This is a genomic window from Serratia sp. CY83965 (assembly GCF_052166375.1).
In the GTDB taxonomy this organism is placed as follows: Bacteria; Pseudomonadota; Gammaproteobacteria; order Enterobacterales; family Enterobacteriaceae; genus Serratia; species Serratia marcescens.
The window spans coordinates 1,448,066-1,473,401 of sequence record NZ_JBJNOV010000001.1 but is presented as its reverse complement, the minus strand read 5'-3'; the positions used below and the strand labels follow the sequence as shown (position 1 = coordinate 1,473,401).

The window sequence follows — 25,336 nt, the reverse complement described above, 5'->3', positions numbered from 1 at the left end:
TCTCTGCGAACCCGTTCCTGGGCAACCCGCGCCGTAATGATCAAGGGTATACCGAATCCGTTAGCTCAGTAAAACGTTTTACTGCCTGCCGCATTGTCGCCAAAAACCGGGCGGCAGATTTGTGATTGGCGGCGCATTTTTGCGAGGTAAAACGTTTTATCTTCTTTTTACCTAATCAGATGTCCCCTTTTTGCTCGTCTTTTCGCCAGGAGAAGTCGGTTATGTCAGCAGCCAACAAACCCAAAATCACCCTCTGGGAGTTCTTCCAGAGCCTGGGCAAAACGTTCATGTTGCCCGTCGCCTTGCTCTCTTTCTGCGGCATCATGCTGGGGATCGGCAGCTCGCTGAGCAGCCGCGACGTGATCACCCTGATGCCGTTTATCGGCCACCCGATCTTCCAGCTGATCTTTACCTGGATGAGCAAGGTAGGCTCCTTCGCCTTCAGCTTCCTGCCGGTGATGTTCGCCATCGCCATTCCGCTGGGCATGGCGCGCGAAAACAAAGGCGTCGCCGCCTTCTCCGGTTTCGTCGGCTTCGCCGTGCTGAATCTGGGCACCAACTTCTACCTGACCGCCGCCGGCGTGCTGCCCACCAGCGATCCGTTGGTGCTGAAAGCCAACAATATCCAGAACATCCTCGGCATTCAGTCGATCGATACCGGCATCCTCGGCGCGGTGATCGTCGGCATCATCGTCTATCGCCTGCATGAACGCTTCCACACCATCCGCCTGCCGGACGCGCTGGCGTTCTTCGGCGGCACGCGCTTCGTGCCGATCGTGACCACCGTGGTGCTGGGCCTGTGCGGCCTGGTGATCCCGCTGATCTGGCCGTGGTTCGCCGCCGGCATCACCGGGCTGGGTTGGGTGATCAACAGCGCCGGCGCCTTTGGCCCGATGCTGTTCGGCACCGGCGAACGCTTGCTGCTGCCGTTCGGCCTGCAGCACATTCTGGTGGCGCTGATCCGCTTTACCGAGGCAGGCGGCACGATGGAGGTGTGCGGCCACAGCGTCAGCGGCGCCCTGACCATCTTCCAGGCGCAGCTCTCCTGTCCGACCACCACCGGCTTCGCCGAGAGCGCCACCCGCTTCCTGTCGCAGGGTAAAATGCCGGCGTTCCTCGGGGGGCTGCCAGGCGCGGCGCTGGCGATGTACCACTGCGCCAAACCGGAGAACCGCCATAAAATCAAAGGGCTGTTGATTTCCGGCGTGGTGGCCTGCGTGGTTGGCGGCACCACCGAGCCGATCGAGTTCCTGTTCCTGTTCGTCGCGCCGTTCCTGTATCTGATCCACGCGCTGCTCACCGGGTTGGGCTTTACCGTGATGGCGCTGCTGGGCGTGACCATCGGCAACACCGACGGCAATATCATCGACTTCGTGGTGTTCGGCATTCTGCACGGCACCGCCACCAAGTGGTATCTGGTGCCGGTGGTGGCCGCCGTTTGGTTCGTCGGCTATTACGCCATTTTCCGCTTCGCCATCCAGCGCTTTAACATCAAAACGCCGGGCCGTGAGAGCGACAGCGCCGTCAGCCAAAGCGCGCCGAGCGGCGCGGTGGGCAAATCCGGCTACAACGTGCCGGCGATTCTGGCGGCCCTCGGCGGCCCGGGCAACATTATCACGCTGGACAACTGCATCACCCGCCTGCGCCTGTCGGTCAACGACATGAGCCGGGTGGACGACGCGGCGCTGAAAGCCAATCGCGCCATCGGCGTAGTGCATCTCAACGACCACAATCTGCAGGTGGTGATCGGCCCGCAGGTGCAATCGGTGAAAGATGAATTAGACTCACTGATAGCCACGGCGCAACCTGCCGCGGCGCTGCAGGGAGCCACCCATGTTTGATTTCTCCACCCCGATCGACCGCCACGGCACCTGGTGCACCCAGTGGGACTATATCGCCGATCGTTTCGGCAGCGACGACCTGCTGCCGTTCACCATCTCCGATATGGATTTCGCCACCGCGCCGTGCATTCTCGAGACGCTGCAACAGCGCCTGCAGCACGGCGTGCTGGGCTACAGCCGCTGGCAGCATGAAGATTTTCTCGGCGCGCTGCGCCACTGGTATCAGCAACGTTTCAACGTCGCCATCGACACCGCAACGGCGGTGTACGGCCCTTCCGTTATCTACATGGCGGCGCAGCTGATCCGCCAATGGTCCGTACCGGGCGACTATGTGGTGACCCATACCCCGGCTTACGACGCCTTCTACAAGGTGATCCTCGCCAACCAACGCCAGCTGTTGGCCTGCCCGCTGCACAAGGCCGGCGACGACTGGCGCTGCGACATGGCGCACCTTGAGGCGTTGCTGGCGCGGCCGCAAACCAAGATCCTGCTGCTGTGCAGCCCGCACAACCCCACCGGCAAGGTGTGGCGCCGCGACGAGCTGCAGCAGATGGCCGAACTGTGCGAGCGCCACGACGTGCGCGTCATCAGCGACGAAATCCACATGGATATGGCATGGGGTGAACACCGCCATACGCCGTGGAGCCAGGTGGCGACCGGCGCCTGGGCCTTGCTGACCTCCGGCTCCAAGAGTTTTAACATTCCGGCACTGACCGGCGCCTACGGCTTTATCAGCGACGACGCCAGCCGCGAAGCCTATTTCCAGCAGCTAAAAGCCCGCGACGGCCTCTCCTCGCCGGCGGTGCTGGCGGTGGCGGCGCACGTGGCCGCCTATCGCCACGGCGCACCCTGGCTGGACGCCCTGCGCGACTATCTGCAGGATAATCTGACCTACGTCGCCGAGCGGCTGGAGCAGGCGTTTCCCGCGCTGGGCTGGCGCCCGCCGCAGGCCACCTACCTGGCCTGGATCGATCTGCGGCCGCTGGCCGTGGACGATCGGGCGCTGCAGCAGGTGCTGATCGAGCGTGAAAAGGTGGCGATCATGCCGGGCTTTACCTACGGCGAAGAAGGCCGCGGGTTCGTGCGCCTCAACGTCGGCTGCCCGCGCAGCAAGCTGGAAGCCGGCATGGACAAGCTGATCGCCGGGTTGAGGTTGGTGCTGGACGAGCAATAGCGCGAGGGGGCGAGCCTCTGCCCGCCCCTCCGTTACGCCTGAACAGACGGGATTTCCTCCAGATGACGATAGACCGTCAATCCCCATTCGTTAGCCAACCGCACGTCGTTATCGGCCCCCGCAGACGCCCCTTCGATGCGATACACCGCCTGACACTGCGCAATCAGTCGGTGAGCCACCGGGTAAAGAAACGCCTCGCTGACCGCATCGCCAACCTGAGTGGAACCGGCCGCGGCCGCCAAAGGCAGCGCCAGCCACTCGCCGATCACCGGCACGTGCCCCCGCTGGTAAACCGCCAGCGCCGCCTGTTCCAGGCGCGCCAGATTGGCGGCGATACGCTGCGGATCGCCATCGGTGCCGCTGCGATAGGGGCCGGCGATCAAGATTTGTTGTGCTTTCATCATTCTTCCTCCAACGTCCGATTCAAGGCGACAAACTGCAGCAGCATGATGGTTTTGGCGTCAACGATCGTACCCTGACGAACCGCCTGCAGGGCCTGCGCCAGCGGCAGCTCGATCACCTCCAAATCTTCCCCCTCCGCCGCCAGCCCGCCGCCCTCGTTGAGGCGATCGCTCGCCTGATATTCACCGACGAAAAAGTGCAGCTTTTCGGTGACCGAGCCAGGGCTCATGTACGCCTCAAACACTTTCTCCACGTTCTGCACGAAATAGCCGGTTTCCTCTTCAACTTCGGCGCGGATGCGCGCCTCCGGCGACGCGTCGTCCAACAGCCCGGCGGCGGCCTCAATCAGCATGCCGTCATGACCGTTGACGAACACCGGAAAGCGGAACTGGCGCGTCAGGATCACCGTTTGCGCCTGCCGGTTGAACAGCAAAATCACCGCGCCGTCACCGCGATCGTAAGTCTCACGGCTTTGCCGTTGCCAGACGCCGTCGCGCCGCAGAAAATCAAAGGTGGTTTTTTTCAGCAGGTACCAGTCATCGGACAACACCCGGGTTTCGACAATGCGAACCCTGTCTTTGGTGGCTATCATCGGTTTACTCCGCCAGAGGAAGGAAATTGATACTATCGTGCAATTTCGTGTATGATCAAGATATTTCGTGCATAGGAAATTTGAGAGGAAATGGCCATGTTGACCAGCCAACGCAAGAAGATCATTTTGGAAAAACTGGCCCAGGATGGTCAGGTCTTGGCCAAACAGCTCAGCGAGATGTTCGGGCTGTCGGAAGATACGGTCCGGCGCGATCTGCGTGAACTGGACGCCGAGGGGTTGCTGCAGCGGGTGCACGGCGGCGCCCTGCCGGTTTCTTCCGCCATCGCCAGCTTCGCCGAACGCAATCACTTGGAATCCGGCGCCAAACGCGCGATCGCCAAAGCGGCGGCGGCGCTGATCGCCCCCGGCCAGGTGGTGATCATCGACGGCGGCACCACCTCCGCAGAGCTGGTCAGGCAACTGCCGGCCAACCTCAACGCCACCATCGCCACCCACAGCCCCAGCGTCGCCGTGGGGTTGGTCGATCACCCCACCGTCGAGGTGATCCTGATCGGCGGCCGACTGTATAAGCATTCGATCGTCAGCGTCGGCGCCGCCGCCGTAGAAGCGATGTCGCATATCCGCGCCGATATTTATTTCATGGGCGTGACCGGCGTGCACCCCACCGCGGGGCTGAGCACCGGCGATCTGGAGGAGGCCTACATCAAACGCGCGCTGGCGGCCCGCGCGGCGGAAACCGTGGTGCTGGCCTCCGCCGCCAAGCTTAACGCCGCCTCGCAGTATGCGATCGGCGATATTACGCTGGCGCACACCGTCATCGTTGAGCGGGCTACCGATGACGCGCTGATCGCGCCGTTGCAGCAGGCGGGCGTCAGCGTGTTGAAAGCCTGATTCGCGACGATAATGCGATATATCGCGCATTATTTGTGATTCACATCACTTTTTTATGCAACGCGATGGCAAGTTTCATCCATTTGTTTTTATACTGTTCTGCACTTTACCTACGATAATTAGCGAGTGCCCAGCATGATCGATCCCCGCCTACCGCTTACCGATATTCACCGCCATCTCGACGGCAACATCCGCGCGCAGACCATTCTCGACCTCGGCCGCCAGTTCAATCTTGCCCTGCCGGCCAACGATTTGGAGAGCCTGCGCCCGCACGTGCAGATCACCCATGCCGAACCGGATCTGGTCAGCTTCCTGCAGAAACTGGACTGGGGCGTGGCGGTGCTGGGCGATCTGGACGCCTGCCGCCGGGTGGCTTACGAAAACGTCGAGGACGCCGCCAACGCCGGCCTGCACTATGCCGAGCTGCGTTTCTCCCCTTACTACATGGCGATGAAACATCAACTGCCGGTCGCCGGCGTGGTGGAAGCGGTGATCGACGGGATCCGTTCGGGCTGCCGCGATCGCGATATCGACATTCGCCTGATCGGCATCATGAGCCGCACCTTCGGCGAGGCCGCCTGTCTGCAGGAACTGGAAGGATTGCTGGCGCACCGCGACGGCATTACCGCGCTGGATTTGGCGGGCGATGAGCTGGGCTTCCCCGGCAGCCTGTTCCTCAGCCACTTCAACCGCGCCCGCGACGCCGGCCTGCGCATCACCGTGCACGCGGGCGAAGCCGCCGGCCCGGAAAGCATCTGGCAGGCGATCCGCGAGCTGGGCGCCGAACGTATCGGCCACGGGGTGAAAGCGGTCGAAGATCCGGCGCTGATGGACTTCCTGGCGGAACACGGCATCGGCATCGAATCCTGCCTGACCTCCAACATCCAGACCAGCACCGTGCCGTCGCTGGCGCAGCATCCGCTGGCCACCTTCCTGCGCCACGGCGTGCTGGCGTCAATCAACACCGACGATCCGGCGGTTCAGGGCATAGAGATCGAGCATGAATACCGCGTCGCCGCGCCGCAAGCCGGGCTGACGCCGGAAGAAATCCGCACCGCGCAGGAAAACGGCCTGAAGCTGGCCTTCCTCAGCGAGCAGGAAAAACAGGCGCTGCGCGCCAAAGTTCAAGGCTAATCTCCCAAGGCGCCAAACGGCGCCTTCTTCTCATCCCCCCGTTTTCTTCCGCCTGCGCGTCTTTATCGCTGTTTTCACCCCATCACTCTGGTGCAAGAGAGGAATTCCGCATGTCTGACAAACTACGCCGCATCGTGCTGACCGGCGGCCCGGGTTCGGGCAAAAGCACGCTCATCGACGTTCTTCATCGCCGAGGCTTTCCGCACTCGCAGGAGGCTGGCCGGGCGATTATTCAGGATCAGGTGAGTATCGGCGGCCATGCGCTGCCGTGGGGCGATCGCCAGGCCTTCGCCGAGCGGATGCTCGATTGGGAACTGCGCTCATGGCGCGAAGCGACGGGGGAAACATGCTGGTTCTTCGATCGCGGGCTGCCGGATATCGCCGGGTATCTCACGCTGTGCGGACTGCCGATCCCCGCGCATTTGACGGCGGCGATCGGCGCCTTTCGCTATGCCGAAAGGGTGTTCATCGCCCCGCCGTGGCAAGCGATCTACGCGCAGGACAGCGAAAGAAAACAATCTTTCGCCGAAGCCGAGCTGACCTACCGGGCGATGGTGGCCGTCTATCGCCGCTATGGCTATCAGTTGCAAGAACTGCCGCGCGCCTCACCGGACGAGCGCGCCGACTTTCTGCTCGACGCGCTGAGCCGCCGTTAGCGGCCTGCGGCCTATTTGGCCACCAGCGCCTCCGCCTCGGCCCGCTGTTTGGCGGTTTTACGCGCATAGCGCTGCGCCAGCACCGCGCACACCATCAGTTGAACCTGGTGGAAAATCATCAGCGGCAGCACCATAGCGCCCACCGCCGCGGCCGGGAACAGCACGTTGGCCATCGGGATGCCGTTCGCCAGGCTCTTTTTCGAACCGCAGAAGACGATGGTGATCTCATCGGCGGTGTTGAAGCCCAGCCAGCGCGCCGCGTAGGTGTTGATCACCAGCACCACCGTCAGCAGCACCAGCGACATCACCAGGATGGTCAGCAGCGACCAACCGTCGATGCGGTGCCAAATCCCTTCCACCACCGCCGCGCTGAACGCGGTATACACCACCAGCAGGATCGACGAACGGTCGGTCAGGTTGATCAGCTTACGATGACGGTCGATCCACTTGCCGATCAATGGCCGCGCCAGGTGACCGATCACGAACGGCACCATCAATTGCAAAATGATTGAACCGATGGCGTGCAGCACGTCGGTATTGCCGCCCTGAGTATGCATCAACGCCCCCACCAGCAGCGGCGACAGGAACACGCCAAGAATGCTCGACGCCGAGGCGCTGCAGATCGCCGCCGCCACGTTGCCGCCTGCCGCCGAGGTAAAAGCGATGGCCGACTGCACCGTGGCCGGCAGCGCGCACAGATAGAGGAAGCCGAGATAGACCGTCGGCGTCATGATGCCCGGCACCAGCAGGTTCATCGCCAGCCCGAGCAGCGGGAACAGCGCAAAGGTGCTGAGGAACACCAGCAGATGCAGCTTCCAGTGACTCATGCCGGCGATGATCGCCTCGCGCGACAGCTTGGCGCCGTGCATAAAGAACAGCAGCGCGATGGCCGCGGTGGTCAGGTGTTCAAAGAAGGTTTTCCAGATGCCTTCGCAGGGGAACAGCGAGGCGACGATCACCACCAAAATCAGAACCAGCAAAAATTTATCAATGCGCAAACGCTGCAACCAGGACATGAAACGAATTTCCTTGCACGTAAAGTCGTAAAAAGGCCCGACGCTTCGCCGGGCACAGAGAAATGGGCAGTATCAAACCACCGGCAACGCCTGCTGCAGCCGGGCCGATTCCAGCCCCAGTTCGATCAATGCCATCACCGCGATGGCGTCGGCGGCCGGCACCGGGTTTTCGCCTGTACCGGCGATCGCGTCGCGCACCGCCGCGTAATAAGCCGGGTAATTGCCGGGAATGTTGAGCAGCGGTTGCTCCGCCAGCAGATCGTCACGTGACAGCGTCACTACACCCTCGCGCATGTCATAGCCCCAATCGGCCTGTGGCAGACGCTCGCCGGCCTTCAGTCGGTCTTCCTGCGGATCGAGGCCGTATTTGACATAGCTGCCGCGGGTGCCGTGCACCACGTAGCGCGGGCTCTCTGCCGCCGCCAGCATGCTGGCGTGCAGCACCACACGGCGATCGCCATAGCTCAGCAGCGCGTGGAAATAGTCCACCGCCTGCGCCCCCGGCCGCAGCTCACCCAGATCGACAAACAGCCGTTCGGGTTTGCCGAAAAGTTGCAGCGCCTGATCAAGCAGATGCGGCCCCAAATCGAACCAGATGCCGCTGCCGACGCCGCCTTGTTCACGCCAGCGCTGGCGCACCTGCGGCCGGTAGCGATCGAAATGCGACTGGAAATACACCACCTCGCCCAGCGAACCGTCCTTTAACAGCGCTTTAAGGGTAAGGAAATCGCTATCCCAGCGGCGGTTGTGGAACACCGACAGCAGTAAACCGCTCTGCTGCGCCTGCTGTTGCAGCGACTGCGCTTGTGACAACGTCACGGTAAACGGTTTATCCACCACCACGTGCTTGCCGGCGGCCAACGCCTGCTGCGCCAGCGGGAAATGGGTATCGTTGGGGGTAGGAATGACGATCAGATCGAGGGCCGGATCGGCGAACAGCGCTTGCGCATCCCCCACCACCGTCATCGACGGCCAGTCGGCGTGCACTTTGCCGGCATCGCTGCTGGAGACCGCGGCCAACTCCAGCCCCGGCGTACCGGCAATCAGCGGCGCATGAAAGGTTTTGCCGGCGTAGCCGTAACCGACCAGCCCGACACGAATTTTCTCAGCCATGGGATTTCCTCTTGCTGGCTCACGACAGACCCTTTCGATTTGACACCATGCGGCCGGATGGAACAAGAAGTAAATGAGATGTTAATTCGAAGCGAGGCCGGAGTAGCCAAACGTGCGGCCCGGCGTCGCGATGCCGAGCTATCCGCTTGATAGAGATGACGAAGCCTATATTACCCGCTAAGCTATGCCGCCTGTGATCCCGTTTCAATCAGGAAGCCTTTATGTCTCAAGCTGAATACACTCGTATCGGCGGTTGGTTGCTGGCCCCGCTGGCCTATCTGATCGTCACCCTGCTCAGCGCCAGCCTGATGCTGCTCCTGTACGCCATGGCGATCTTCATGCCCGAGTCGCGCGATTATCTGTTGACCAACGCCCAGGCGTTTACCCTGCAATGGTACTTTTCGGTGCTGACCACGCTTTTGATGTGGGGCTTCACCCTGTGGCTGGTGTTTCTGTTTTGCCAGCGCTCGCAGCGCTTCCCCAAACTGTTCTTGTTATGGCTGCTGATCACGGTGATCCTGGCGGTGAAAGCCTTCGCCTTTGCGCCGGTACCGGATGAAGTGGCGGTGCGCAGCCTCGGCTGGCCGCTGCTGATGGCGGCGCTGCTGGTGCCTTATATCAAGCGCTCGCAGCGGGTCAAAGGCACCTTTACCGAACGTTAATGGCGATTGCAGCACATTTTATCGGTTTTTTTGTGTAAATTTTCGCCAAAAAAGGCAATACCCCTGCGATTCATATGTTGTCGTCCGGCCGCCGATTCCCGATAATAGGCGGCTTTTATTTTTTTAGGCATCGCAATGACCGAATACCTGCTCCTGTTTGTCGGCACCGTACTGGTGAACAACTTCGTTCTGGTGAAGTTTCTTGGCCTGTGCCCGTTCCTCGGCGTTTCCAAGAAGCTGGAAAGCGCCATCGGCATGGGAATGGCCACCACCTTCGTCATGACGCTGGCCTCCGTCAGCGCCTGGGTGATCAACACCTTTATTCTGGTTCCGCTGGATCTGGTGTATCTGCGCACGCTCTCCTTCATTCTGGTGATCGCCGTCGTCGTTCAGTTCACCGAGATGGTGGTGCGCAAGACCAGCCCGGCGCTCTACCGCCTGCTGGGCATCTTCCTGCCGCTGATCACCACCAACTGTGCGGTGCTGGGCGTAGCGTTGCTTAACGTCAACCTCGGCTATAACTTCCTGCAGTCCGCCGTTTACGGCTTCAGCGCCGCCGCCGGTTTCTCGCTGGTGATGGTGCTGTTCGCCGCCATTCGCGAACGTCTGGCGGTCGCCGACGTGCCGGCGCCGTTCCGCGGCTCCTCGATCGCGTTGATCACCGCCGGGCTGATGTCGCTGGCCTTTATGGGCTTTACCGGGCTGGTGAAATTCTAATGACTGCGTTGTGGATAGCTATCGCGGCTTTGAGCGCGCTCGGGCTGCTGTTCGGACTGGTGCTGGGCTACGCCGCGCGCCGTTTTGAGGTGGAAGAGGATCCGGTCGCCGAGCAGGTCGACGCGATCCTGCCGCAGAGCCAGTGCGGGCAGTGCGGCTACCCCGGCTGCCGCCCCTATGCCGAGGCGGTGGCCAACGGCGAGATGATCAACAAATGCGCGCCGGGCGGCGAACAGGTGATGCTGAAACTGGCGGAGCTGCTCAACGTAGAGCCGCAGCCGCTGGGCAGCGAAGCCGCCGCCGAGCCGGAGCGTAAAGTGGCCTATATCGACGAGGCCAACTGCATCGGCTGCACCAAGTGCATTCAGGCCTGCCCGGTGGACGCCATCGTCGGCGCCACCCGCGCCATGCACACCGTCATCACCGACCTCTGTACCGGCTGCGATCTGTGCGTCGCCCCTTGCCCTACCGACTGTATTGAAATGAAACCGGTCGCTACCACCACCGCCAACTGGAAGTGGGACATGAAGACGATCCCGGTGCAAGTGATCCACGTGGAGCAACATGCTTAATCTGTTCGCCGCCTTTAAAAAAGACCGGATCTGGGATTTCGACGGCGGGATCCATCCACCGGAAATGAAAACGCAGTCCAGCGGTGCGCCGCTGCGTGTCGCGCCCCTGCCCAAGACCTTTATCATTCCGCTGCAGCAGCATTTGGGGCCGGAAGGCGAGCTGTGCGTCAGCGCCGGCGATCGGGTGTTGAAAGGCCAACCGCTGACCGTCGGCCGCGGCCGCACCGTGCCAGTGCATGCCCCGACCTCGGGCACCGTCAGCGCCATTACCCCGCACATCACCGCTCACCCGTCCGGGCTGACGGAGCTGTGCGTGATTATCGAGGCAGACGGGGAAGACCGCTGGTGCGAGCGCGATCCGGTGGCGGACTATCGCCAATCGCCCGCCACGGAACTGATTCAACGTATTCATCAGGCCGGCATCGCCGGCCTGGGCGGCGCCGGTTTCCCGACCGCCAGCAAGCTGCAAGGCGGCATGAGCGGCGTGGAAACGCTGATCCTCAACGCCGCCGAGTGCGAGCCTTACATCACCGCCGACGACCGCCTGATGCAGGAACATGCCGATCAGATCATTGAAGGCACGCAGATCCTGCAACACATTCTGCAGCCCAAGGTCACGCTGATCGGCATCGAAGACAACAAGCCGGAGGCAATCGCGGCGCTGAAACTGGCGTTGCGCGGCCAGTCCGGCATTGCGCTGCGCGTCATCCCGACCAAATACCCGTCCGGCGGCGCCAAGCAGCTGACCAAAATTTTGACCGGCAAGGAAGTGCCGCACGGCAAGCACTCCTCCGCTATCGGCGTATTGATGCAAAACGTCGGCACCGCCTTCGCCATCAAGCGAGCGATCGTCGACGGCGAACCGCTGATTGAGCGCGTAGTGACCCTGACCGGCGAGGCGATTGAGCGCCCCGGCAATCTGTGGGCTCGCATCGGCACGCCGGTGCAGCACCTGCTCGACGTCGTCGGTTTCCGCCCGCAGGCGCAGCAGATGGTGGTCATGGGCGGCCCGCTGATGGGCTTCACCCTGCCCGCGCTGAACGTGCCGATCGTCAAGATCAGCAACTGCATTCTGGCGCCGACGGTGGATGAAATGACGCCGCAGGAACCGGAGCAGTCCTGCATCCGCTGCGGCCTGTGCGTAGACGCTTGCCCTGCCGGGCTGCTGCCACAACAGCTGTACTGGTTCAGCCGTGGACAGGAGCACGACAAGGCGCGCAACCATAACCTGTTCGACTGCATCGAATGCGGCGCCTGCGCGTTCGTCTGCCCCAGCAATATCCCGCTGGTACAGTACTACCGGCAGGAAAAGGCCGAAATCAAGGCTATCGATCTGGAAGCGGCGCGCACCGCCGAGGCCAAGGCGCGTTATGAGGCCAAGCTGGCGCGTCTGGAGCGTGAAAAACTGGCGCGTGAAGAGCGACATAAAAAGGCCGCCGTCAAACTGACCGACGACGATCAGGGCGCAGTGCAGGCCGCGCTGGCGCGCGTGCGCAGCAAGAATGCCGAAGCGGCGGTTACGCCGGTCAACGGCCAGCAGCCGGACAACAGCGAGATGATCGCCGCCCGCGAAGCGCGTAAAGCGCAGGCGCGCGAACGTCGTGCCCAGCTGGCTGCCGAGGTGGAAACGGAAGCGCCACCGGCGACCGCCGGCGACGACGCGCGTAAAGCCGCCGTGGCCGCGGCGCTGGCCCGCGTGAAAGCGCGCAAAGAGGCGCCGGCCGCAGACAGCTCCGCCCCGGCGGCAACAGAGGACGATCCGCGCAAAGCGGCCGTTGCGGCCGCCCTGGCGCGCGTGAAGGCCAAAAAGGCAGAGCAGCAGGCGGATGCCCCTGCTCCAGCGGAACCGGCGCCGGCGGCAGCCGAAGAAGACCCGCGCAAGGCGGCGGTCGCGGCGGCACTGGCGCGCGTAAAAGCCAAGAAAGCCGCGCAACAGACGGATGCCCCTGCACCGGCGGAACCGGCGCCGGCTGCAACCGAAGAAGACCCACGCAAGGCGGCGGTTGCGGCGGCTATCGCCCGCGCCAAAGCCAAGAAAGCCGCGCAACAGGCGGATGCCTCTGCACCGGCGGAACCGGCGCCGGCTGCAGCCGAAGAAGACCCACGCAAGGCGGCGGTCGCGGCGGCTATCGCCCGCGCCAAAGCCAAGAAAGCCGCGCAACAGGCGGATGCCTCTGCACCGGCGGAACCGGCGCCGGCTGCAGCCGAAGAAGACCCACGCAAGGCGGCGGTCGCGGCGGCTATCGCCCGCGCCAAAGCCAAAAAAGCCGCCAAGGAATCGCTGGCGGCGGAAACGGAAGACAAATGATGACAGCGGCGCCTGGCTGACGCCGGGCGCCGTTTAATCGATAGAGATCAGGTAGGTGTAATCCACTTCAATCTGGCGCAGTTTGGATTCCGGATTCCACTCTTTGGTTTGAATGATCTCCATTTCCATACTGCCGCGCACTTCATCCTTCAACCCCGGCATCACATGCGACATCAGGTAGCCGAAAAACTGCAAACACTCTTTCGCCGACCCCTTATGGTTGATAGAGATAAACTCGCGGCTCGGCAAATGGAAGGTGTCTATCTGATGGTTGGAAAGAATATCCTTTCTGTGTTCAGGATCGACCGCCATCACCAGCGTGGATGATAGCTCGTCGCCCTCCCCGGCATGAGGGGAGTAGATGCTGTAAATCCGCCGACAGTCAACGTGCAGCCCCTTGAAGAAGTCGTTGAAAATCTCGTCCTTCATCGCCATGCAGGACGAGTACTCCAGCTCCTGTTCGGAGGCGAAATCCAGCCGGCGCGTGAAGCCGACCAACTGCATGTCGGGCAGCGTCAGCCGCTTCACTTCCGGGTAATAACCGGCGCCGTAGCTGGCTTCGAAGTTAAAGCGCGGCATCAGGTTTTTCACGTCCCAGTGCTCCATCGAGCGGTAGCGATTGGGGGTAGTGCCGAAGCGCTGCTTGAACATGCGGGTAAAAGTCTGCTGAGAGTCGAAGCCCAGCTCATCGGAGATGTCGATGATGGAGCGACGGGTGATACGCAGCGCCACCGCGGCGCGTGTCAGGATGCGCGAACGGATATAGGTGGCGAGTTGAATGCCGGTAATACGCTTGAATTTACGCTGCAGATGCCACTTGGAATAGCCCGAAATACGCGCGACTTCATCCAGGTTTGGCCGTTTCTCCAGATGTATCTCCACCCACTCAATTAGCTCTTCAATAAAAAAAATGTCTTCATTTGTCATTATTATGGATTCACTGACTCAATAATGTTCGCGATAGTAACCTACACGGATTATGTGAAAGTTGTTATTTTGTGCGGAAGTCTGGAGAAAAATGATATCTCATTCATACGCTTACCCCATTTCCCGCGGTCGATGGCGGCACAAGTTCCACTGACAATTCCTCACGTTAGCCCATTTCCCGGCCAAAAAAAAATCAAATCGCGCCGCCCCGATCGCCAGATGCGCGGAAAGCCGAATACCCCTATCATTAAGGCGTATTACCCTCGCATCGAATCAGGTAGAATGCTCGGCTATCATTTTTGCCGCGCCCGCAGTATGGCGCATCGAAACTGCCGCAGGCGCGGCGCAGAAGGTATCGTTACTCTATGAAGTTCAGGCCGGTATCACCCACAGCCGCCAAAGGCTTACACATCGCCAGCTCGCCTTTCACCCACAACCAGCAAAGCACCAGCCGCATTATGCTATGGGTCATGTTGGCGTGCATTCCCGGCATCGCGGCGCAGATTTGGTTTTTCGGCTACGGCGTGCTGATTCAGGTGGCGCTGGCGGCGATCGTCGCGCTGGCCGCGGAAGGCGCGATCCTCAAGCTGCGCAAGCTGCCGGTGCGCAGCCGGCTGGCGGATAACTCCGCCCTGCTGACCGCGCTGCTGCTCGGCATCAGCCTGCCGCCGCTGGCGCCGTGGTGGATGATCGTCATCGGCACCTTCTTCGCCATCGTTATCGCCAAACAGCTGTATGGCGGCCTCGGGCAGAACCCGTTCAACCCGGCGATGGTCGGTTACGTAGTGCTGTTGATCTCCTTCCCGGTGCAGATGACCAGTTGGCTGCCGCCGGATGAGCTGCGCGCCACCGCGCTTTCGCTCCACGACACGCTGCTGGCCATTTTCAGCGGCCATACCGCACAGGGCACGACGCTGCACGAACTGCAGATGGGCGTGGACGGCATCAGCCAGGCCACGCCGCTCGACGGCTTCAAAACCGGCCTGCGCAGCGGCCACAGCGTGGAACAGGTGTTGCAGCAGCCGCTGTTCGGCGGCGCGCTGGCCGGCATCGGCTGGCAGTGGGTCAACCTCGGCTTCCTGGCCGGCGGCCTGTTTATGCTGGCGCGTCGCCTGATCCATTGGCAAATCCCTTGCAGCATGTTGGCCGCCATCGCCTTCTGTTCCGGTCTGGCCTGGTGGATCGATCCGGCGCATCAGGCTTCGCCGCTGATCCACCTGTTCTCCGGCGCCAGCATGCTGGGCGCGTTCTTTATCGCCACCGATCCGGTCAGCGCCTCCACCACGCCGAAGGGCCGCTTAATCTACGGCGCGCTGATCGGCGTGCTGGTCTGGCTGATCCGCGTCTATGGCGGCTACCCTGACGGCGTGGCCTTCGCCGTGCTGCTCGCCAACATCACCGTCCCGTTAATCGACCACTACACGCAGCCGCGCGTGTACGGCCATCGCTAAGGAGCCGCCATGCTGAATTCCATGAGAAAGCACGGCACCACGCTGGCGGTGTTTGCGGCGGTCACCACCGGCCTGACCGCCGTGGTCTACGCCCTGACGAAAACCACCATCGCCCATCAGGCGGCGCTGCAGCAAAAAGCGCTGCTCGATCAGGTGGTGCCGCCGGAAAACTACGACAACATCATGCAGAACGAATGCCTGCTGGTCAGCGATCCGGCCTTGGGCGACGGCGCGCCGCACCGCTTGTACCTGGCGCGCAAAAACGGGCAGCCGACTGCCGCCGCGCTGGAAACCACCGCGCCGGACGGTTACTCCGGCGCCATCAAGCTGCTGGTCGGCGCCGATTTCAACGGCACGGTGCTCGGCACCCGGGTGATTGAACACCACGAAACGCCTGGGCTGGGTGACAAAATTGAACTGCGCATTTCCGACTGGATTTCTTTCTTCAGCGGCAAGAAAATCGAAGGCCCGGACGATAAGCGCTGGGCGGTGAAGAAAGACGGCGGCATGTTCGACCAATTCACCGGCGCGACCATCACCCCGCGGGCGGTGGTCAATGCGGTGCGCCGCACGGCGTTGTATATGGAAACGCTGCCGCCTAAACTTGAAAGCTTACCTGCGTGTGGAGCCGCCGAATGAGTGAAGCCAAAGAATTGATCGTCCAGGGGTTGTGGAAAAACAACTCCGCCCTGGTGCAGCTGCTGGGCATGTGTCCGTTGCTGGCGGTGACCTCCACCGTCACCAACGCACTCGGCCTGGGGCTGGCCACCACGCTGGTGCTGACGCTGACCAACGCCTCCATCTCCGCGGTGCGCCGCTGGGTGCCGAGCGAAGTGCGTATTCCAATCTACGTGATGATCATCGCCGCGGTGGTGAGCATCGTGCAGATGCTGATCAACGCCTATGCCTTCGGCCTGTATCAGTCGCTCGGCATCTTTATTCCATTGATCGTAACCAACTGCATCGTGGTCGGCCGCGCCGAAGCGGTGGCCGCCAAGAAGCCGGTCGGCCTCTCGGCGCTGGACGGCATGGCGATCGGCCTCGGCGCCACCGGCGTGATGGTGACGCTGGGCTCGATGCGCGAACTGTTGGGCAACGGCACGCTGTTCGACGGCGCCGACCAACTGCTGGGCGGCTGGGCCAAATCGCTGCGCATCGAAGTGGTGCATTTCGACAGCCCATTCCTGCTGGCCATGCTGCCGCCGGGCGCCTTTATCGGCCTGGGGCTGCTGCTGGCGGTCAAATATCTGATCGACGAAAAAATGAAGGCGCGCAAAGCTCGCGCCGTGGCGGCGGAACCGCTGCTGGAACAAGGACGTGCTGAGAAGGCCTGATGAACAAGCAGAAGCGACTGGAAATTTTGACCCGGCTGCGCGACAACAACCCGCACCCGACCACTGAGCTGGTGTACACCACGCCGTTTGAACTGCTGATTGCAGTGCTGCTGTCTGCACAGGCCACCGACGTGAGCGTCAACAAGGCGACCGCCAGGCTTTACCCGGTCGCCAACACCCCCGCCGCCATGCTGGCGCTGGGGGTTGATGGCGTCAAGGAGTACATCAAGACCATCGGCCTGTTCAACAGCAAGGCCGAAAACGTGATCAAAACCTGCCGTATGCTGCTGGAGCTGCACGGCGGCGAAGTGCCGGAAGATCGCGCCGCGCTGGAAGCGCTGCCGGGCGTCGGCCGCAAGACCGCCAACGTCGTGCTCAATACCGCCTTCGGCTGGGCGACCATCGCCGTGGACACCCACATCTTCCGGGTGTGCAACCGCACCCACTTCGCGCCGGGCAAGAACGTCGATCAGGTGGAAGAGAAGCTGCTGAAGGTGGTGCCCGCCGAATTCAAGGTCGATTGCCATCACTGGCTGATCCTGCACGGGCGCTACACCTGCATCGCGCGCAAACCGCGCTGTGGCTCCTGCATCATCGAAGACCTGTGCGAGTATAAAGAGAAGGTTTATCCAGAATCCTGAGTCTGACGGGGCGGCAAACCGCCCCCGTCGCCGCCACTCCCCCCCGCCAGCGCCTCTTTTTTATCGGAAATGTGATATCGCGCAGCAGTAACCCCGGCGTTATCACGGTTTTCAGTGAAAAACTCAGTGTCGCGTTATTTTCAAGCGAAAAATTAGTCAAAAATTGCGGTGAACGTCACGCTTTCAGGATCACAAGGCGTTCACAAATGCCAGTCCCGTTTTCCTAAATTTCTATAATTTTACAAAACGCTGCATATGCACAACATTCCAATGGATTAACAACCACACATACACTGATGCGCTAAAAAATAGCAATTCAGCAGAATATATCCCTGTTTAAAATGCGTATAGCTTTTAATCAAAACAAAAAATCGGCAAACCATTAAAACCCGAAAGTTAATACTGCATAACATTTGCAACATCGCAGCATAATCCTGCGAGCGTTAAATGTAACCGAATATGACAAACTGCTTGCCACGTTGACAAAGATAGTGAACATTAACCGCCGTCCCCATCCTATAACAACGCAAAAGGATGCCGTTCCGCATCAACTTTTGTACTTTCCCGTCCTCCAAAGACGGGCTGCGAAAAAACAGAGGTACCAGTGTCAACAGCAAACAACCAACACCCGGAGAGCGTTAGCCTTAACGCGTTCAAACAACCGAAAGCGTTCTACCTGATCTTCTCGATCGAACTGTGGGAGCGTTTCGGCTATTACGGCCTGCAGGGCATCATGGCGGTTTATCTGGTCAAGATGCTCGGCATGAGCGAAGCCGATTCCATCACCCTGTTCTCTTCCTTCAGTGCCCTGGTATACGGCTTCGTCGCCATCGGCGGCTGGCTGGGCGACAAGGTGCTGGGCGCCAAACGCGTAATCGTGCTCGGCGCGCTGGTGCTGGCCGCCGGTTACGCCATGGTGGCCTACTCCGGCCACGACATCTTCTGGGTCTACATGGGCATGGCGACCATCGCCGTGGGCAGCGGCCTGTTCAAGGCTAACCCGTCCTCCCTGCTGTCCACCTGCTATGAGAAAGATGATCCGCGCATCGACGGCGCTTTCACCATGTACTACATGTCGGTGAACATCGGTTCCTTCTTCTCCATGCTGGCCACCCCGTGGCTGGCGGCGAAATACGGCTGGAGCGTGGCGTTCTCCCTGAGCGTGGTCGGCATGCTGATCACCCTGGTCAACTTTATGATGTGCCACAAGTGGGTGAAGGAAAACGGCTCCAGACCTGACTTCAAGCCGCTGCATCTGCCGAAGCTGCTGATGGTGCTGGTCGGCATCGTGGCGTTGATCGCCGTGTCCAGCTGGCTGCTGCACAACCAGGTGATCGCGCGCTGGGCGTTGGCCCTCGTTTCCGCCGGCATCGTTCTGGTGTTCGCCAAGGAAACCTTCGCCCTGCACGGCGCTGCACGCCGCAAGATGATCGTCGCCTTCCTGCTGATGCTGGAAGCGGTGGTGTTCTTCGTGCTGTACAGCCAGATGCCAACCTCGCTGAACTTCTTCGCCATCCATAACGTGGAACACAGCATCTTCGGCGTCGCCTTCGAGCCGGAGCAGTATCAGGCGCTGAACCCGTTCTGGATCATGCTCGCCAGCCCGATTCTGGCCGCGCTGTATAACAAAATGGGCGATCGCCTGCCGATGCCGCACAAGTTCGCTTTCGGCATGATCCTCTGCTCCTGCGCCTTCCTGGTGCTGCCATGGGGCGCCAGCTTCGCCAACGAACAGGGCATCGTGTCGGTCAACTGGCTGATCCTGAGCTACGCGCTGCAGAGCATCGGCGAGCTGATGATTTCCGGCCTGGGCCTGGCGATGGTAGCGCAGCTGGTGCCACAGCGTCTGATGGGCTTCATCATGGGCTCCTGGTTCCTGACTACCGCCGCCGCCGCGCTGATCGCCGGTAAGGTTGCCGGTCTGACCGCCGTGCCAAGCGACATCAACGACGCGCACGCTTCGCTGGCCATCTACAGCCATGTGTTTATGCAGATCGGCATCGTCACCGCCGTCATCGCTATCCTGATGATGCTGACCGCGCCGAAGCTGTACCGCATGACGCTGGACACCACCGAAGACGCCAATCAGCAAGCGCAGGAAGCCACTGCGGCTCGCTGACCGCCAGCGGATTGAGCGTAAATAAAAACACCGGGGTTAACGCCCCGGTGTTTTTTTATGCCGCAAGAAAAAGGCTTACGCTGACTTGGGTTTGCCGCTCAGGTTGGCCCACATGAATTCGCTTACCAGCGCGCTGTGGAACGCCGCCTGTTGCTTGTCGGCGGCGGCGCTGTGCCCGCCTTCGGTATTTTCATAGAAATAGGCCTGCTGATACCCCATCGCCTGCATGCGCGCCGCCATTTTGCGGGCGTGGGCCGGGTTGACCCGATCGTCGCTGGTCGCGGTATAGAACAGCACCGGCGGGTAGGCCGTCTGCGCCTGAATGTTGTGGTATGGCGAGAAGGTCTTGATGTAGGCCCATTCCTCCGGCTTGCTCGGGTCACCGTATTCGGCGATCCACGACGCGCCGGCGGAAAGCTGGGTATAGCGCTGCATGTCCAGCAGTGGCACTTCGCAGACGATGCAGCCGAACAGCTGCGGATACAGCGTCAGCATATTGCCCACCAGCAGGCCGCCATTGCTGCCGCCGCGCGCGCCAAGATGCGGCGCCGAGGTCACCTTGCGTGCGATAAGATCTTCGGCCACGGCGGCGAAATCCTCGTAGGCGCGATGGCGGTTTTGCTTGAGCGCCGCCTGATGCCAGGCCGGACCGTATTCGCCGCCGCCGCGAATGTTGGCCACCACGTATACTCCACCGCGTTCCAGCCAGGCCGGCGCCTTGCCGCCGAGATAGCCCGGCAACAGCGGCACTTCAAACCCGCCGTAGCCATACAGCAGCGTCGGCGTGCTGCCGTCCGCTTTGAGATCTTTGGCGGCGATCTGGAAATACGGCACGCGGGTGCCGTCCTTGGAGCGCGCGAAATGCTGGCTGACCTGATAGCCGGCGGCGTCAAAGTCCTGCGGCGCCTGTTTCAACAGCGTCGCCTCACCGCCGTCGAGATTGCCCATATACAGCGAGGTCGGCTGCAGGAACCCGCTGACGGTCAGGAAATAGGCGTTGCTCTCTTCGTCGATGCCGCCGGCGGAAAGGGTGCTGATGGCGCCGGGGTTGCCCAGCGGACGACGCTGCCAGCTGCCGCCCTGCGGCGTCAGCACCTCCAGCCGGTTGACCACATTATCCATGATGCTGAGGATCAGGTGATCGCGGGTGCCGCTGTAGCCGCTCAGCGCCTGCTCCGCCGTCGGGGTAAACAGCAGCTGCAGTTCGCGCTTGCCCGCCAGATAGTCATCGAAGTTGGCCGCCAGCAGCGCGCCGGACGGATAACGCTTGCCGCCCACTTCCCAGTCGCTGCTCGGTTTGATCAGCAGCCATTCCCGATGCGTATCCAGCTCGGCGTCGGACGGGATGTCGATTTTTTTCTGCCGACCATCCTGAGCCAGCAAGAAATAGTCACGGCGATAGAAGTCCAGGCTGCGGCCGACGAAATCGCGCTCAAAGCCCGGCGTGCGGTCGTGATAGGCGAAGACCGCCATGTCTTCGGGCCGCGCTTCATACAGCGTTTCGGCGGCGCTCAGCGGCGTACCGCGCCGCCAGCGTTTGGCGATGCGCGCGTAGCCGGACTGGGTCATCGAGCCGGGGCCGAAATCGGTGGCGATGAACAGCGTGTCCCGATCGACCCAGGAAACCCGGCTTTTCGCCACCGGCACGTTGAAACCGTCTTTGACAAAGCGTTTGGCCACCAGATCGAATTCACGGATTTCGGTGGCGTCACCGCCGTCCGGCGACAGCTGCATCAGGCAATAACGGTATTCCGGCGCCAGCGGTTGCGAGCCTTGATAGACCCAATCCTTGCCTTCCGCCTTGCCCAACGCATCGATATCCAGCACCGTCTCCCAGGCCGGTTTGGCCTTGCGGTACTCGTCCAGCGTGGTGCGCCGCAGCAGGCCGCGCGGGTTGGCCTGATCCTGCCAGAAGTTGTAATAGTACTCGCCGCGTTTGCTCACCCACGGGATCTGGGTGTCTTTATTGAGGATATCCAGAACTTCGCGCTCAATGCGCTGAAAGTCTTCGCCCTGGCCGAAACGCGCCACGGTGCGCTGATTTTCCTGCTGCACCCATTGCAGCGCTTTTTTACCCTGCAGCTCTTCCAGCCACAGGAATTCATCGCCGGCGGCCGCGCCGCCCTCCGCCGCCATCGCCAGGCGGATACTGTTGGGTAATGAAGTCATCGCGAATACGGCTCCTGCGGTTTGTGCACTGAGTTTAATAAACTGACGTCGATTGGTGACCGGCAAAATCAAGCTCCTTTTGAGTCGGCTGCAACGCCGCCCCGTCATGGGCGACAACCTGTGAAATAAGAGTCATTTTCAACAAGGTAGGCGTTTGGCGGCGCGGAGTCAAAGCCCACGGCCGCCGCGTTGAGTCAGGATTGAGGATAGTGGATCAGATCGTGGATACGCACCGTTTGTGAACCGGCGTTGCGGTAGGCATGAGGCCGATCGGCCTGAAAGCGCATCGCCTCGCCGGCCGCCAGGCTGTGCCACTCGCCGTTTATCGCCAATTCCAACCGGCCGCTGATCACGATCACATGCTCGATCACGCCCGGCTCATGCGGCGACGATTCGCTGAGCGCGCCCGGCGCGAGATCGATGACGAACATGTCGAAACCCAGTTGGCGATCGTAGGGAAACAGCGGCACCACGCGCATATCGGCATTGTCCTGATCGTACACCGGCAGCTCGCCGTAGCGATGCAGCGTCGCCTGCTGCTGCGCGGGCGAGGCCTCAAGGAAGGCGGAAAACGCCACGTTGAAACCGGTGGCGATCTTCCACAGCGTCGCCACCGTCGGGCTGGACTCGCCGCGTTCAATCTGCCCGAGCATCGCCTTGCTGACGCCGGTGTATTCCGCCGCCTGCGTCAGGCTCCAACCGCGCTGTGCGCGCAACGTGCGCAGGGTGTGCGCCAAATGGCCGGCAAGTTCCTGCATCCTGTTCTCCTCTGCGTATCGTGCCCGATTATACCCGCTTGTGCGCTATAACGCACGATGCTATGCTGATTTCTCGCTGTGCGTTATAACGCACAACCACCGATTGGAGCTGCCCATGCGCCCTGCCGTCACCCTGCGTCATCTGACCCTGCCTGCCGTCATGGCCGGTTTTGTCGCCGTTCTGGTCGGTTATACCAGCTCTGCCGCCATCATTTTTCAGGCCGCCGCCGCCGCGGGCGCCACGCCGGCGCAGATCGGCGGCTGGCTGAGCGCACTGGGGATCGCAATGGGCGTCACCTCCCTCGGGCTGTCGCTTTACTATCGCACCCCGATCCTCACCGCCTGGTCGACGCCCGGCGCGGCGCTGCTGGTCACCAGCCTGCCCGGCACGCCGATCAACGAGGCGATCGGCGTGTTTATCTTCGCCTCCGGTCTGATCCTGCTCTGCGGCGTCACCGGGCTGTTTGCCCGCCTGATGGACTATATTCCACAGGCGATTTCTGCGGCGATGCTGGCGGGGATCCTGCTGCGTTTCGGGCTGGACGCCTTCGCTTCGCTGCAGCTCAATTTTCCCCTCAGCGCCGGCATGGGGCTGGCCTATCTGCTCAGCCGCCGTTACCTGCCGCGCTACGCCATCGTATTGACGCTGGCGATTGGGCTGGCGATCGCCGCGCTGCAGGGCGATATCCAGCTGGCGCAACAGACGCCGGCATTCGCCGTGCCGGAATTTATCGCGCCGCATTTCAGCTGGCCGACGCTGCTCGGCATCGGCGTGCCCTTCTTCGTGGTCACAATGGCTTCACAGAACGCCCCCGGGATCGCTACGCTGCAGGCGGCGGGCTACCGCGTCCCCACCTCACCGCTGATCGCCTGGACGGCGCTGACCGCGCTGCTGCTGGCGCCATTCGGCGGTTTCTCGGTGTGCATCGCGGCCATTACAGCCGCCATCTGCATGGGGCCGGATGTGCATCCCGATCCGCAGCGGCGCTATATGGGCGCAGTGGCCGCCGGCGGCTTCTATCTGCTGGCCGGTCTGTTCGGCGGCGCCATCGGCCTGCTATTCAGCGCGTTGCCGGTCGCCCTGATCCACACCATTGCCGGGCTGGCGTTGCTCGGCACCATTGGCGGCAGCCTGCAACGCGCGCTGCATGATGAAAAACAGCGCGACGCGGCGCTGATCGCCTTCCTCATCACCGCCTCCGGCGTCACGCTGCTCGGCATCGGTTCTGCCTTCTGGGGGATTGTCGGCGGCGCCATCGCCCATCTGCTGCTGTCGCTGCCGCGGCGAACCTCCGAGGCGTAACGGGCGGTCTACATTGACAAGCGACGCCGTGGCGCCTTCACTTTCTCTGTCGTCTGACTGTCAATTCACCTAATAAGTGACGCCGTCACCAAGGAAGCTTATGACTGAGAAAGCCGCGCTGTTAGCTCAGCGCCTGATACGCAATGTCGAACAGGTAGAGATGAAACATGACCGGCGGCCGCCGCTGTATGACAGCGTCGGCGCCCGTCTCGGCACCGGCACCGCCGCCGACAAACTGGGCGCCTCTTTCGATTGCGTGGCGCCGGGCATGCGTTCCTGCCCCTACCATTTTCACTACGCTCAGGAAGAAATGTTCATCATTCTGGAAGGCAGCGGTACGCTGCGGGTGGCTGGAGAAATGCTGCCGATCGTCAGCGGAGATGTCATTTTCATTCCGCCGGGCCCGGAATACCCGCACCAGATCATCAACACTTCCGATGCGCCGCTGAAGTACCTGTCCGTCAGCACGCGCGAACAGCCGGAGCTGGTGATGTACCCGGATTCCGGCAAATACCAGGCGATGGCGCGCAGCGCAGACGGCGAGCAGGTGCGCTACCTGCAGCGCCCTTCAACCTCGCTCGATTACTGGCAGGATGAACCCTGAATCGCCGTCCGGCAACGGGATATCCAACGCGCGCGCCGCCAGTTCGGCCACGCGGAAGTCGATATCCGCCGCCTGCCCGTCTTCCATGAACCAGGCGGCGGAGAGCCCCGACCAGGCCAGGATCCATTGCAACAAGCGCCGGCGCTCCAACCCGGCCAACCGGCACACCTGTTCCACGCGGCGCTGGAAAATGGCCGGATCGGTGGCGATACCATAGTTGGGATTGCAGAAGATATTGGCGTAATCGAAGCCCCGTTCGCCGTACAAACGCTTGGGGTCGATCGCCAGCCAGCCGCGTTCGCCGAAGTCGAGCACATTGTCATGGTGGATGTCGCCGTGCAGCACGCTTTCTTCTCGCGGGCTGCTCAGCAATTCCGCCGCCGTTGTGGCGCTGAGGCGCAGCATGCCGCCGTGCGCCTGCGCCGCCGGCCACAGCGAGCTGAACCACTCCTGCAGCGGGATCAATTCGGGCAGCGGTGCCTCTCGCGGCGCATGCAAGGCGGCGATCGCCCGACACAGGATCTGCGTGGCCTGCTCATCGTCGCCATCACGCACCAACTGCGCCAACGAACCTTCGCCCTGCGCGCGCTCCAGCAGAATGCCGTCGTCGTGCCACGCCAGCACCAGCGCGGCGCCTTCCCCGCGCCACCAGCACATGAGCTGGCCGCCGAAGCGCTCCTCCTGCTCGCGGGCGATCTTCAGCATGGCGGCCTCGCCCCGGTAACGCACCGGCATCAGCAGACTGCTGTGGGTTTCGAAGGCTTTGCCGTCCTGTTCCAGTTGCCAGCGTTGCAGGTAGGGAGTAAAAATCGGGTTCATCGTCTCATGCGTCCTTGTGGCCGAGCTGCGCCGCACTGTCACATTCGGGTGAAGACGACGTATAAAAAAGAGGGATGATACTCTCAAATATCATCGGTGCGCGGCGCCTGGCCGCCGTTTCTTCAGTATCCTAACCAAGTTTGCCGATTTTATTAACCGGTCTTGCGCGGGG

General features: G+C 61.8%; 24 protein-coding genes. 16 read left to right on the top strand and 8 right to left on the bottom strand.

Annotated elements, in window-relative coordinates; genetic code table 11:
• Positions 1-221 precede the first annotated feature (221 nt).
• Complete coding sequence (gene malX / locus ACJ8PL_RS07465; protein WP_033640468.1) at positions 222-1,841, top strand: maltose/glucose-specific PTS transporter subunit IIBC; 1,620 nt, start codon at positions 222-224, stop codon at positions 1,839-1,841.
• A complete protein-coding gene (locus tag ACJ8PL_RS07460; protein ID WP_442531009.1) occupies positions 1,834-3,015 on the top strand; it encodes a MalY/PatB family protein in 1,182 nt (393 codons plus the stop codon). Before malX ends, ACJ8PL_RS07460 begins: the two co-directional genes overlap by 8 nt.
• Positions 3,016-3,047: 32 nt before the next feature.
• Here the strand turns inward: ACJ8PL_RS07460 and ACJ8PL_RS07455 are convergent, their stop codons facing one another.
• Together ACJ8PL_RS07455 and ACJ8PL_RS07450 are read right to left on the bottom strand one after the other, a co-directional pair.
• A complete protein-coding gene (locus ACJ8PL_RS07455) occupies positions 3,048-3,416 on the bottom strand; it encodes a hypothetical protein (protein ID WP_033640470.1) in 369 nt (122 codons plus the stop codon).
• The gene (locus ACJ8PL_RS07450) at positions 3,416-4,009 is read right to left on the bottom strand and encodes an NUDIX domain-containing protein (RefSeq protein ID WP_442531007.1); all 594 of its coding nucleotides are present in this window, start codon (positions 4,007-4,009) and stop codon (positions 3,416-3,418) included. The genes ACJ8PL_RS07455 and ACJ8PL_RS07450 overlap by 1 nt, the downstream gene beginning before the upstream one ends.
• Positions 4,010-4,105: 96 nt before the next feature.
• Here ACJ8PL_RS07450 and ACJ8PL_RS07445 point away from each other — a divergent pair, with 96 nt between their 5' ends.
• The 3 genes from ACJ8PL_RS07445 (at position 4,106) to ACJ8PL_RS07435 (ending at position 6,651) form a co-directional block, all read left to right on the top strand.
• Positions 4,106-4,861: a DeoR/GlpR family DNA-binding transcription regulator gene (locus ACJ8PL_RS07445; RefSeq protein ID WP_442531006.1), complete on the top strand. Its 756-nt coding sequence runs from the start codon at positions 4,106-4,108 to the stop codon at positions 4,859-4,861.
• A 135-nt stretch (positions 4,862-4,996) separates the two neighbouring features.
• On the top strand, positions 4,997-5,995 hold the full coding sequence (add, locus tag ACJ8PL_RS07440) for an adenosine deaminase (protein ID WP_016927887.1): 999 nt from the start codon (positions 4,997-4,999) through the stop codon (positions 5,993-5,995).
• A gap of 110 nt (positions 5,996-6,105) precedes the next feature.
• Positions 6,106-6,651, top strand: coding sequence for an AAA family ATPase (locus ACJ8PL_RS07435; protein WP_261105356.1), 546 nt, complete (start codon positions 6,106-6,108; stop codon positions 6,649-6,651).
• Positions 6,652-6,662: 11 nt separating this feature from the next.
• Here the strand turns inward: ACJ8PL_RS07435 and ACJ8PL_RS07430 are convergent, their stop codons facing one another.
• Positions 6,663-7,667 (bottom strand): bile acid:sodium symporter family protein, encoded by a 1,005-nt coding sequence (locus ACJ8PL_RS07430; RefSeq protein ID WP_016927889.1) that lies wholly within the window; start codon positions 7,665-7,667, stop codon positions 6,663-6,665.
• 72 nt (positions 7,668-7,739) lie between these two features.
• Entirely contained in the window at positions 7,740-8,780 is a 1,041-nt protein-coding gene (locus tag ACJ8PL_RS07425; protein ID WP_079451294.1) for an oxidoreductase, read from the bottom strand.
• Between the two features lie 221 nt (positions 8,781-9,001).
• On the opposite strand from ACJ8PL_RS07425, the gene ACJ8PL_RS07420 reads away from it, so the two are divergent.
• The 4 genes from ACJ8PL_RS07420 (at position 9,002) to rsxC (ending at position 13,039) form a co-directional block, all read left to right on the top strand.
• Positions 9,002-9,442, top strand: a complete 441-nt coding sequence (locus tag ACJ8PL_RS07420) for a DUF2569 domain-containing protein (RefSeq protein ID WP_016927891.1) — start codon at positions 9,002-9,004, stop codon at positions 9,440-9,442.
• A gap of 135 nt (positions 9,443-9,577) precedes the next feature.
• Complete coding sequence (gene rsxA, locus ACJ8PL_RS07415) at positions 9,578-10,159, top strand: electron transport complex subunit RsxA (RefSeq protein WP_004938443.1); 582 nt, start codon at positions 9,578-9,580, stop codon at positions 10,157-10,159.
• A complete protein-coding gene (gene rsxB / locus ACJ8PL_RS07410) occupies positions 10,159-10,731 on the top strand; it encodes an electron transport complex subunit RsxB (RefSeq protein WP_028128182.1) in 573 nt (190 codons plus the stop codon). Before rsxA ends, rsxB begins: the two co-directional genes overlap by 1 nt.
• Positions 10,724-13,039, top strand: coding sequence for an electron transport complex subunit RsxC (gene rsxC / locus ACJ8PL_RS07405; RefSeq protein ID WP_442531004.1), 2,316 nt, complete (start codon positions 10,724-10,726; stop codon positions 13,037-13,039). The genes rsxB and rsxC overlap by 8 nt, the downstream gene beginning before the upstream one ends.
• A gap of 33 nt (positions 13,040-13,072) precedes the next feature.
• On the opposite strand, the gene ACJ8PL_RS07400 is transcribed toward rsxC, so the two are convergent.
• The gene (locus ACJ8PL_RS07400; protein ID WP_016927894.1) at positions 13,073-13,966 is read right to left on the bottom strand and encodes a helix-turn-helix domain-containing protein; all 894 of its coding nucleotides are present in this window, start codon (positions 13,964-13,966) and stop codon (positions 13,073-13,075) included.
• A 365-nt stretch (positions 13,967-14,331) separates the two neighbouring features.
• Between ACJ8PL_RS07400 and rsxD the strand changes: the two genes are divergently transcribed.
• From rsxD to dtpA, 5 genes are all read left to right on the top strand, one after another.
• Positions 14,332-15,417: an electron transport complex subunit RsxD gene (gene rsxD / locus ACJ8PL_RS07395; protein ID WP_442531002.1), complete on the top strand. Its 1,086-nt coding sequence runs from the start codon at positions 14,332-14,334 to the stop codon at positions 15,415-15,417.
• A 9-nt stretch (positions 15,418-15,426) separates the two neighbouring features.
• The gene (gene rsxG / locus ACJ8PL_RS07390; RefSeq protein WP_004938412.1) at positions 15,427-16,056 is read left to right on the top strand and encodes an electron transport complex subunit RsxG; all 630 of its coding nucleotides are present in this window, start codon (positions 15,427-15,429) and stop codon (positions 16,054-16,056) included.
• Positions 16,053-16,751: an electron transport complex subunit E gene (locus tag ACJ8PL_RS07385; RefSeq protein ID WP_004938409.1), complete on the top strand. Its 699-nt coding sequence runs from the start codon at positions 16,053-16,055 to the stop codon at positions 16,749-16,751. Before rsxG ends, ACJ8PL_RS07385 begins: the two co-directional genes overlap by 4 nt.
• Complete coding sequence (gene nth / locus ACJ8PL_RS07380) at positions 16,751-17,392, top strand: endonuclease III (RefSeq protein ID WP_004938407.1); 642 nt, start codon at positions 16,751-16,753, stop codon at positions 17,390-17,392. Before ACJ8PL_RS07385 ends, nth begins: the two co-directional genes overlap by 1 nt.
• A gap of 604 nt (positions 17,393-17,996) precedes the next feature.
• The gene (dtpA, locus tag ACJ8PL_RS07375) at positions 17,997-19,511 is read left to right on the top strand and encodes a dipeptide/tripeptide permease DtpA (RefSeq protein ID WP_016927896.1); all 1,515 of its coding nucleotides are present in this window, start codon (positions 17,997-17,999) and stop codon (positions 19,509-19,511) included.
• Between the two features lie 75 nt (positions 19,512-19,586).
• Here the strand turns inward: dtpA and ACJ8PL_RS07370 are convergent, their stop codons facing one another.
• Complete coding sequence (locus ACJ8PL_RS07370) at positions 19,587-21,680, bottom strand: prolyl oligopeptidase family serine peptidase (RefSeq protein ID WP_442531000.1); 2,094 nt, start codon at positions 21,678-21,680, stop codon at positions 19,587-19,589.
• Between the two features lie 194 nt (positions 21,681-21,874).
• Positions 21,875-22,438: a helix-turn-helix domain-containing protein gene (locus ACJ8PL_RS07365; RefSeq protein ID WP_117286836.1), complete on the bottom strand. Its 564-nt coding sequence runs from the start codon at positions 22,436-22,438 to the stop codon at positions 21,875-21,877.
• A gap of 115 nt (positions 22,439-22,553) precedes the next feature.
• On the opposite strand from ACJ8PL_RS07365, the gene ACJ8PL_RS07360 reads away from it, so the two are divergent.
• Both ACJ8PL_RS07360 and ACJ8PL_RS07355 read left to right on the top strand, forming a co-directional pair.
• Positions 22,554-23,741: a benzoate/H(+) symporter BenE family transporter gene (locus ACJ8PL_RS07360; protein ID WP_016927899.1), complete on the top strand. Its 1,188-nt coding sequence runs from the start codon at positions 22,554-22,556 to the stop codon at positions 23,739-23,741.
• A 100-nt stretch (positions 23,742-23,841) separates the two neighbouring features.
• Positions 23,842-24,345: a cupin domain-containing protein gene (locus ACJ8PL_RS07355; protein ID WP_004938395.1), complete on the top strand. Its 504-nt coding sequence runs from the start codon at positions 23,842-23,844 to the stop codon at positions 24,343-24,345.
• On the opposite strand, the gene ACJ8PL_RS07350 is transcribed toward ACJ8PL_RS07355, so the two are convergent.
• A complete protein-coding gene (locus ACJ8PL_RS07350) occupies positions 24,310-25,155 on the bottom strand; it encodes an aminoglycoside phosphotransferase family protein (RefSeq protein ID WP_370446670.1) in 846 nt (281 codons plus the stop codon). The two genes, ACJ8PL_RS07355 and ACJ8PL_RS07350, sit on opposite strands and share 36 nt — an antisense overlap.
• Positions 25,156-25,336: the final 181 nt, after the last annotated feature.